At 74.0% G+C, this 8,482-nt stretch carries 9 protein-coding genes; 4 read left to right on the forward strand and 5 right to left on the reverse strand.

What is annotated here, in order from left to right:
- Positions 1-62 precede the first annotated feature (62 nt).
- Together KMS84_RS23915 and KMS84_RS23920 are read left to right on the forward strand one after the other, a co-directional pair.
- Positions 63-623, forward strand: a complete 561-nt coding sequence (locus KMS84_RS23915) for a GNAT family N-acetyltransferase (protein WP_256918484.1) — start codon at positions 63-65, stop codon at positions 621-623.
- A 203-nt stretch (positions 624-826) separates the two neighbouring features.
- Positions 827-1,057 (forward strand): DUF2277 domain-containing protein, encoded by a 231-nt coding sequence (locus tag KMS84_RS23920; RefSeq protein ID WP_256908218.1) that lies wholly within the window; start codon positions 827-829, stop codon positions 1,055-1,057.
- Between the two features lie 277 nt (positions 1,058-1,334).
- Here KMS84_RS23920 and KMS84_RS23925 read toward each other — a convergent pair whose 3' ends face one another.
- From KMS84_RS23925 to KMS84_RS23940, 4 genes are all read right to left on the reverse strand, one after another.
- Positions 1,335-1,946, reverse strand: a complete 612-nt coding sequence (locus KMS84_RS23925; RefSeq protein ID WP_256918485.1) for a DedA family protein — start codon at positions 1,944-1,946, stop codon at positions 1,335-1,337.
- Between the two features lie 349 nt (positions 1,947-2,295).
- The gene (locus KMS84_RS23930; RefSeq protein ID WP_256918486.1) at positions 2,296-2,748 is read right to left on the reverse strand and encodes a DoxX family protein; all 453 of its coding nucleotides are present in this window, start codon (positions 2,746-2,748) and stop codon (positions 2,296-2,298) included.
- Between the two features lie 407 nt (positions 2,749-3,155).
- Complete coding sequence (locus KMS84_RS23935; RefSeq protein ID WP_256918487.1) at positions 3,156-4,787, reverse strand: alkaline phosphatase D family protein; 1,632 nt, start codon at positions 4,785-4,787, stop codon at positions 3,156-3,158.
- Between the two features lie 109 nt (positions 4,788-4,896).
- Complete coding sequence (locus KMS84_RS23940) at positions 4,897-5,541, reverse strand: HNH endonuclease family protein (RefSeq protein ID WP_256918488.1); 645 nt, start codon at positions 5,539-5,541, stop codon at positions 4,897-4,899.
- 402 nt (positions 5,542-5,943) lie between these two features.
- On the opposite strand from KMS84_RS23940, the gene KMS84_RS23945 reads away from it, so the two are divergent.
- Positions 5,944-6,525 carry a TMEM165/GDT1 family protein gene (locus tag KMS84_RS23945; RefSeq protein WP_256918489.1) on the forward strand — a complete coding sequence of 194 codons (582 nt, stop codon included), beginning with the start codon at positions 5,944-5,946 and terminating at the stop codon, positions 6,523-6,525.
- A gap of 164 nt (positions 6,526-6,689) precedes the next feature.
- A complete protein-coding gene (locus KMS84_RS23950) occupies positions 6,690-7,346 on the forward strand; it encodes an HAD-IA family hydrolase (RefSeq protein WP_256918490.1) in 657 nt (218 codons plus the stop codon).
- A 162-nt stretch (positions 7,347-7,508) separates the two neighbouring features.
- Here the strand turns inward: KMS84_RS23950 and KMS84_RS23955 are convergent.
- Positions 7,509-8,482: peptidoglycan-binding domain-containing protein (locus tag KMS84_RS23955; protein ID WP_285893896.1), on the reverse strand; the 974-nt coding region annotated here is incomplete at its 5' end.

Consider the following 8,482-nt stretch of genomic DNA (forward strand, 5'->3'; position numbering starts at 1 on the left):
TCGACCATGATCGTACTGCGGTCCGGACGGCGCTGTCAGACCCTGGCTCTAGTGTGGTGGCCATGGACGGATCGGGCGTGGAGCGCGTGCGGTTGACCCCCTGGTCGGAGGGCGACTTCTGGCTGCTGCGGCGGACCAACAGCCCTGAGATGACCGAGCATCTGGGCGGACCGGAGAGCGAGGAGAAGCTCGCCGACCGGCAGCGGCGCTACGTCGAGCCGTCCGCCGGGCGCATGTACCGGGTGACGCTCGCGGACGGCGGGGAGAGCGTCGGCTCGATCGGGTACTGGGAGCGCGAGTGGCGCGGCGGGACGGTGTGGGAGACGGGCTGGGGCATCCTGCCCGAGTTCCAGGGCAGAGGCCTCGCCGCGTCGGCGGCGCGGGCCCTCGTGGCCGTCGTCCGGCGGGCGGGCGGCCACGGCGCTCTGCACGCGTTCCCCGCCGTCGACCACCCCGCGTCCAACGGCGTGTGCCGCCGAGCGGGGTTCACCCTGCTCGGGCAGGCGGACTTCGAGTACCCCAAGGGCAACTGGATCAGATCCAACGACTGGTGCGTCGACCTGCGCGCAGCCCCGGCGAACGGTTCCCGGCCCGGCCCCACGACGAACCGGCACGACCGGTAGGACGACCCGCCACGAAGACCGTGCCCCGAGGAGCGGCCCCGCGGGCGCCCTCGGACAACGGCCCGCTGACGGGCCCGAAGAACAGCCACGCAGACGGGCCGGGAGGACCGGTCCCGGACGACTGGCCCCGGTCGGCCGGCCCCCGCGCCTTCCACGCGGTGACGGCGAACGCGATCGAGGCCTGAAGGAGGGAGACTCGGAGTATGTGCCGGAGTATCAAGACGTTGCGTCCGCCCGCGCTGCCCGAGGAGGCGACCGAGGACGAGATCCGCGCCGCGGCCCTTCAGTACGTCCGCAAGGTGTCCGGGTTCCGGGCGCCGGCCGAACACAACCGGGAGGTGTTCGACAGGGCGGTCGAGGCCGTGGCCGCGGCCACCGCGGACCTGCTGGACGGCCTGGAGGTGCGCGGGTCGCACCGCCCGACGGCCGCCTGACGGCCCCCGGTGGCCGTGTCACGGTTCCGACGGCCGCGCGCCGCTTGAGGGTCCCGACGGCCGGGGCACGGCCTCGTCCCCTGCCGTCCGTCGGCTTTCCGGGGTGCTCCGGCCGGCGTCCTGCCGGGGCGGCCCGGACAGCCGTGCGCCGTGAACCACGTGGCCCGGCGGCCTCGCGCCGGGCACCCGCCTGCCCGGCGCGCGTCGGCGGCGACGTCGGGCGAGTCGACGGGCAGGCCTCGCGGCGGGGTGACGGCTACCGCGGCCGTGCGGTCCGTCAGGCGGGCCGGCGGCGCATCAGGAAGGCGGCGCCCGCGCCCGCGCCGAACAGGGCGAGCACCGACACTCCGGTGGCCACCCAGGTGGTGCCCAGCCACTGGGCGCCGAAGTAGCCGAGGGCGACGCTGTAGCCCGCCCAGGAGAGCCCGGCCAGCGCGGACCACGGGAGGAAGTCGCGGGGCCGGCGATGCGCGGCGCCCGCGATGAGGGAGACGACGGAACGCCCGGCCGGGGCGAACCGGGCCAGGACGACCAGGGCGCCGCCGCCCCGCGCCAGCGCGCCGCCGAGACGTTCCTGCGCGGTGGTCAGCCGACGGGAGCGCGAGATCGCCCGGTCCAGACGCTCGCCGCCGCGCCAGGCCAGCCGGTAGGCGACAAGGTCGCCCAGCACCGAGGCGGTCGTCGCGGAGAGGATCAGCACCATGATGTCCGGGACGTCGTGCGGGACCTGGCCGGTCGCCGCGCCCGAGCCCGCCGCCGCGGCCGTCGCGGCCGTGATGACGAGCACTCCGCTGGGCAGCACCGGCAGGAACACGTCGAGGAGGACCGACAGGCCCACCAGCGCGTAGATCCAAGGGCTGCCGAGCAACGCCCCCACACTCTCCAACACCGCACACTCCCCGTGTCTCCCCCGTGACGGCCCGACTTGCCGCTGTGTCGCGGGGGAGCGGCAGGTGCGGCCAATGACAGCCCTACAGCGTACGCCGGGGGTGGGACAGGTGATTCACGGGGGGCGCATGTGTTCGGCACACCACGTTCACGCGGGGATCCGTCGCCGTGCCGGAACGGGCGGGTACCGGCGGGGATTCGGGGCGGACGGTTCCCGGGCCGGCCCGGAACGGCGGCCACCCGGGCGGCGAGGGCCCGGGTGGCGTGCGTCGCGGCCGGTGTGCGGACTGCGCGGCCGTCGGGTCGTCGGGTCGTCGACGAGAGCGGACCGGGCCGCGGCCGGGCGGCGGTCAGGCGGAGACGGTGGCCTCGCGCGTCGCGGGTTCCCGCTGCGGGCTCGTGCGGCTCGCGAGGAGGCGGTCCAGGCCCAGGGCGCCCGAACCGGTGAACACCAGCAGGAGGAAGGCCCAGCAGAACATCGCGGAGGCCTCGCCGCCGTTCTGGATCGGCCACAGGGCGTTGGGCTGGTGCACGTGGAAGTAGGCGTAGGCCATCGAGCCCGACGCCAGGAACGCGGCGGCCCGGGTGCCCAGGCCGAGCATGACCAGCGTGCCGCAGACGAGCTGGATCACGGCCGCATACCAGCCGGGCCAGGTCCCGGAGTCGATGGTGCCGCCCTTGCCGAGGGCGCCGCCGAGGACGCCGAACAGGGAGGCGGCGCCGTGGCAGGCGAACAGCAGGCCCACGACGATGCGGAAAAGGCCCACGGCGTAGGGCTGTGCGGTGTTGAGACGAGCGGACATGGCGGGGGGTGCTCCTTCGGCTCTGGTCGGGCCGGTCCGTGACGGGGAGAGGACCGGTCGGTGGGGGCGGTACCGAATCAGCGATTCACCGTAGGGGGACCGGATTGATGCTTGCAAGTTCAACTTCTGGCCATGGCTCGAGTCCCCCTGGGAGCCCTCTTTCCCTGGTCACCGCACGTTGTGCGCCCCGCGTTCACCCCGTCCGCGTCCGAAAGTGTGACCGAATCCACCCCTGGGAGGGCGCACCCGGGGGTCGTCCCGATGCGCGCCCTTCCTCGACGTTGGTGAGCCGGGGGACGTCAAATGACCTCAACCTGCTTGCAGGCAAAGCTTTCTGACCAACCCTCAGATAGCGGGCATCCTGGGCCGCCGCCCCGCCGCCCCGCCGCCCCGCCGCCCCGTCCGTGTCACGGGGTGAGGTCGGACTCCGTCACGGTCGCCAGCCGTCCGTCCGCGCGGGCCCGCTCCAGCCGTAGGCGGGCCGAACGGCCGCGCAGCGTCAGGGACATGAGCTGGTTGCCGAACCAGGGTCCGCCCGTCCTGCGCCAGCTGACCGGCGGGCGGGGGCAGTGGCCGTGGCGGCGCAGCCGGCGGCCGAGCGCACGGGCCGCCCCGCTCCACCCGAACCGGAAGCCCAGCCGGATCGACGGCGGAACGGAGTTGTGCACGGGGGAACAGGTGAGTTGCAGCACCCGTGCGTCCGGGCCGGTCCCGTCGGGCCAGTGCGGCTCGGCCGCGTACGCGTGATGGACGTCGCCCGACAGCACCAGCACGCTCGCCGGCGCCCGGCTGCCGGTGCCGATCTCGGCGATCAGGTCCGCGAGCGCGGTGAACGAGCGCGGAAAGGCCGCCCAGTGCTCCAGGTCCGCCCCGCGTCGCAGTTTCTCGCCGAACCGGGCCCAGCGCGCCCCGCGCTCGCCCCGGCACAGGGCCGCGTCCCACTCCTCGGCGTCGTGCACCAGGTGCGGCAGCAGCCAGGGCAGCGAGGTGCCGATCAGGAGGTGGTCGTAGGAGCCGAGGCCGTCGAGGGCCTGCTCGCGCAGCCAGGTCCGCTCGCCGGGGTCGAGCATCGAGCGTTCGTCCTCCTCGAGCACGCGGGCGGCCCGGCTGTCGACCATGAGCAGCCGCACGGGCCCGAAGTCGCGCCGGTAGCTCCAGCGCACGGAGGCGGGGTCGGTGTCGGCGCGGCCGGCGAAGTCACGCAGCGGGCCGGTGCCGTCGGCGGCCTCGCGCACGGCCGCGTAGAGCGGGTCGGCGGCCAGCTCGGCCGGGGTCAGGTTGCCGAGGTGCTGGTGCACCCAGTACGACATCAGGCCGCTCATCAGCCGCTCGTGCCACCACGGCGTGGACCGCATGTCGGCCAGCCACGCGGCGGAGGTGTTCCAGTCGTCGATGACGTCGTGGTCGTCGAAGACCATGCAGCTGGGTACGGTGGACAGCAGCCAGCGCACCTCGGGGTCGAGCCAGGACTCGTAGTAGAGCCAGGTGTACTCCTCGTAGTCGGCGACCTCGGCCCCGGGTGCGTCGTCGAGCCCCCGGCGGGCGGCGATCTTCTCCTTGGTGGCGTCGGAGATCTCGTCGGCGTAGACCTGGTCGCCCAGCAGGAGCAGCACGTCGGGCCGCTCGCCCGCCGGGTCGGCCGCGAGCCGCAGGGCCAGGCTGTCCAGGGCGTCGGGACCGACGGGGTCCTTGCCGCCGGCCGGGGGCGCGGCCCAGCGGCACGAGCCGAACGCGACGCGCACCTGTGCCGCGTCGGCGGCCAGGGTGCGGATCCGCGAGGGCGGGAAGCGGGAGTCGGGCAGCGGCCACACGGGCGCGTCGTCGAGGAAGACCTCGTACGCCGTCTCCGTGCCCGGGGTCAGGCCGCCGACCTCGACCAGCGCGTAGTGGTGGCCGGCCACCTGGAAGGTCGCGGCGCTGCCGCCCGCGCCGTCGGCGCAGCGCACCTCGGCGGTGCACGGGCGGCTCGCCTCGACCCAGACCGTCGCCGTGGAGCCCTCGGCGTACCTCAGCAGTGGACCCAGCCGCAGTTCGGCCATGCGATCACCCTCCTCCGTCGCCCCGTACGGTACGGAACGACGGAGGGTCACGGGGAGATCCCGGTGGTCGGGTTCGGTCGGGAGGGCGCTCGGCCCGGTCGGGGAGGCGTCAGCAGTTGGCGAGGTAGCTCGTCAGCGCGCTCTTCTCCGCGGAGTCGACCGAGAGGCCGTAGTAGTACTTCACCTGCACCCACGCGCGGACGTAGGTGCAGCGGTACGAGGTCAGGGACGGCATCCACTCGGCCGGGTCCTGGTCGCTCTTGGACTGGTTCACGTTGTCCGTGACGGCCAGGAGCTGCGGGCGGGTGACGTCGTTGGCGAAGGACTGCCGCCGGGCGGTGGTCCATGCGCTCGCCCCGGAGTCCCAGGCCTCGGCGAGCGGGACCAGGTGGTCGATGTCGAGGTCGGAGGCGGCGGTCCAGGTGGCCCCGTCGTAGGGGGAGTACCAGGTGCCGCTGGTCGCGGTGCAGGCGGAGTCGGTGACGACGTTCGAGCCGTCCCGCTTGAGGATGTACTCGCGCGTGTTGCAGGTGCCGCTGATGGTGATCCAGGTGGGGAAGAGGTCGCGGCTGTAGCCGGTGCGGTTCTCGGTCTTCACGCTGAGGGACGCCAGGTAGGTCCGGGCGGTGGCGGCGCTGACCGGGGTGGGCAGCGCGGCGGAGGCGGTCGGGGCGGTGAAGAGCCCGGCGGAGGCTATGAGACCGGTGAGGGCGGCGAGTACGCTCAGCCGTCCACGCGCGTAGAACTTCGACATGCGAACTCCGTTGGGGGAGGCGGGGTGTTGGAGTGCGAGCGGATGAATGCTCGCCCTCGCGCATTGCGGGGAGATGTGTGACCGGTTAGAAGCTAGTGACGCGCACATGACACGACAAGGTGTGCGACGGAACGATCTCCGGGAACGGCCGCGCGGGCCGTCTCGTACACTGGGGAGCGCAGAAGGGGAGTAGCTCTTCGCCGGACCGTCGACATACTGCTCAGCTCGTCTGAGCCGGCGCCCGGAGGCAGGCCCGTCGTACGGGCCGGCCAGCGAGACCTTCGGCAAGCAGTGCACACCCGTGCCGCACGGCACGGGTGACGTGTGCGCTGTCCTGCCGAGGTGTCTGGTCAGAGCATGCGGACTCTCGGTGGGGCGGCCTTCCCGACCGATTGAGGAACCTTGATCAGCATCACCGTGACGGCGGTCGTCTTCGGCGTCGTCTTCCTGGCCGAGCTGCCGGACAAGACCGCCCTGGCCGGCCTCGTCCTCGGCACCCGCTACCGCGCCTCGTACGTCTTCGCCGGCGTCGCCGCCGCCTTCGCGCTGCACGTCGCGCTGGCCGTCGCGGCCGGCAGCGTCCTCACGCTGCTGCCGCAGCAACTCGTCCACGCGCTGACCGGCGTCCTCTTCCTGGGCGGCGCCGCCGTGCTGATGTTCAAGAAGGACGACGGCGAGGAGGAGATCCGGCGGCCCGAGGACCAGTCGTTCTGGAAGGTCGCGGGCGCGGGCTTCATGCTGATCCTGGTCGCCGAGTTCGGCGATCTCACCCAGATCATGACGGCGAACCTCGCCGCCCGCTACGACGACCCGCTCTCCGTCGGCCTCGGCGCGGTGCTCGCGCTGTGGGCGGTGGCCGGGCTCGGCATCGTCGGCGGAAAGGCGCTGATGAAGCGGGTGCCGCTGAAGCTGATCACGCAGATCGCGGCGCTGCTGATGCTGGCCCTCGGGGTGTGGAGCCTGTGGGAGGCGGTCACCGGCTGAGCTGAACGCCGGGTGAACGCCTTCCGGACCTTTCCCGCGCCGTCCCGGCCGGGGTGGCGGCGGGGCCGCATTGTTTTGTACCGTAAGAAAACAAAGTGGCTCCCGCCCGTTTTCCCTGACCGGCGGGCGGGGCCGCCTTGTCCCCTACACACCTGGAGCTGTTGATGCCGGTCCTGACCGCCCGCGCCCTTCTGCTCGACATGGACGGCACGCTCGTGAACTCCGACGCCGTCGTCGAGCGGATCTGGCGGCGCTGGGCCGACGCGCACGGGCTCGACGGTGACGAGGTCATGAAGGTCGTCCACGGCCGGCAGGGCCACGCCTCGATGGCGGTGCTGCTGCCCGACCGGCCCGCGCGCCTCAACCACGCGGACAACGCGCGGATGCTGGCGCAGGAGACCGCCGACATGGACGGCGTCGTTCCGGTGCCGGGCGCGCCGGAGTTCCTCGCCTCGCTGCGGGGCGTCCCGCACGCCCTGGTCACCTCGGCGGACGTCCCGCTGTCCACGGCGCGGATGGCCGCGGCCGGGCTGGGACTGCCCGACGTGCGGATCACCGCCGAGTCGGTCGGCGCGAGCAAGCCGGACCCCGAGGGCTTCCTCAAGGGCGCCGCCGAGCTGGGGATCGCCCCGGCGGACTGTGTGGTGTTCGAGGACTCCGGGGCGGGCATCGCGGCCGGACACGCCGCCGGAATGCGCGTCGTGGGAGTCGGACCGCGCGCGGCGGCACACGCGCCGGACGCGCTGGTGCGCGATCTGCGCCAGGTGCGCGTGGAGCGCGCCGAGGACGGCGGCGTCCACCTCCACATCCGCACGGCCTGACGGCGCGCGCCGAGGGCGCGGCACGCGGCGGCGCCCGGACGGCGCTCCGACGGCGACCCTGGCGCCGGCCGACGGCGACCCTCGGCCGACGGTGATCCCTGCGGTGATCCCGACGGTGATCGCGGCGGTGACGACCGACGGTGATCCCGGCGGTGTGGGGGCTCAGGGTTCCTGCGTCTCGGCCTCCAGGGCCGTGCGGGTCGCCGCGCCGTAGACGCCGAGGCCGTCCGACGTCGTTCCCCGGGACCACTGGTAGTTGCGCACGGCGTCCTCGACCTCACTGCCGAACGTGCCGTCGGTCTGACCGTTGTAGAGGTACAGCTGGCGCAACCGCTGTTGGAGTTCGGTCACCTCGGCGCCCTTGTCGCCGCGTTGCAGGACGACGACGTCGGCCGGGTCCGCCGGTCCGCCGGCGGCTCCGTTGCCGGGCGCCAGGGAGGCGCTCGCGCGGGCGCTGGGCGTGGGGCGGGGCGCCTGCGACGACGGGGACGCCGAGGGCGGGGCGCTCGACGCCGAAGGGGAGGGCGAGGAGCTGGCGCTCTCGGAGGGGGACGGCGAGGCCTCGGAGGGGGACGGCGACGCGGAGGGGCTCGACGAGGGCGAGCCGGAGGCCGACTCGGTCGAGGTGTCCGGCACGGCCGCCCGCACGTCCTCGGGGACGGCCCGGTCGCGCGTGGGCTTGTCGTAGGAGAACAGTCCGGTCGTGAACCCGGCGGCCGCCACCACGCCCACCGCTGCGGCGGCCGTCGCGATCAGCAGCGTGCGCCGGCGGCGTGAGCCGCGCGGTTCCTCGAAGTCCGGCGGCGCGGCCCCGACGTCCACCGTCTCGAACAGGCTCAGGTCACCGGCGTCGGGCGCGGACGCGGACGCGGTCAGCGGTGCGGGCAGCACCGTCGTCGCGTCGGGTGCGGATCCGCCGTGGGCGACGGTGTGCAGCGGCACGGTCGCGTCGCCGGGCACCGCCCGCAGCGGCATGGTGGCGTCGGCCGCCCGGACCGCGCCGCTCCCGGCGCCGGCTTCGAGGCCGGCCCCCTTCCCGGCCGGATCCCCTGTGGGGGCCCGGCCGGAGGCGAAGTCCGCGCCGAAGTCCGAGCCGGTGGCGTAGGGGGCGCCGGCGGCGGTGGCGGGGGGTGCGC

This window comes from Streptomyces hilarionis, assembly GCF_024539675.1.
Lineage (GTDB): Bacteria > Actinomycetota > Actinomycetes > Streptomycetales > Streptomycetaceae > Streptomyces > Streptomyces hilarionis.

What these genes read in the sequence shown, in the direction of transcription:
- KMS84_RS23950 (WP_256918490.1), top strand. Translation starts at nt 6,690, where the DNA reads ATGCCGGTCCTGACCGCCCGCGCCCTTCTGCTCGACATGGACGGCACG.
- KMS84_RS23940 (WP_256918488.1), bottom strand. Translation starts at nt 5,541, where the DNA reads ATGTCGAAGTTCTACGCGCGTGGACGGCTGAGCGTACTCGCCGCCCTC.
- KMS84_RS23935 (WP_256918487.1), bottom strand. Translation starts at nt 4,787, where the DNA reads ATGGCCGAACTGCGGCTGGGTCCACTGCTGAGGTACGCCGAGGGCTCC.
- KMS84_RS23920 (WP_256908218.1), top strand. Translation starts at nt 827, where the DNA reads ATGTGCCGGAGTATCAAGACGTTGCGTCCGCCCGCGCTGCCCGAGGAG.
- KMS84_RS23915 (WP_256918484.1), top strand. Translation starts at nt 63, where the DNA reads ATGGACGGATCGGGCGTGGAGCGCGTGCGGTTGACCCCCTGGTCGGAG.
- KMS84_RS23930 (WP_256918486.1), bottom strand. Translation starts at nt 2,748, where the DNA reads ATGTCCGCTCGTCTCAACACCGCACAGCCCTACGCCGTGGGCCTTTTC.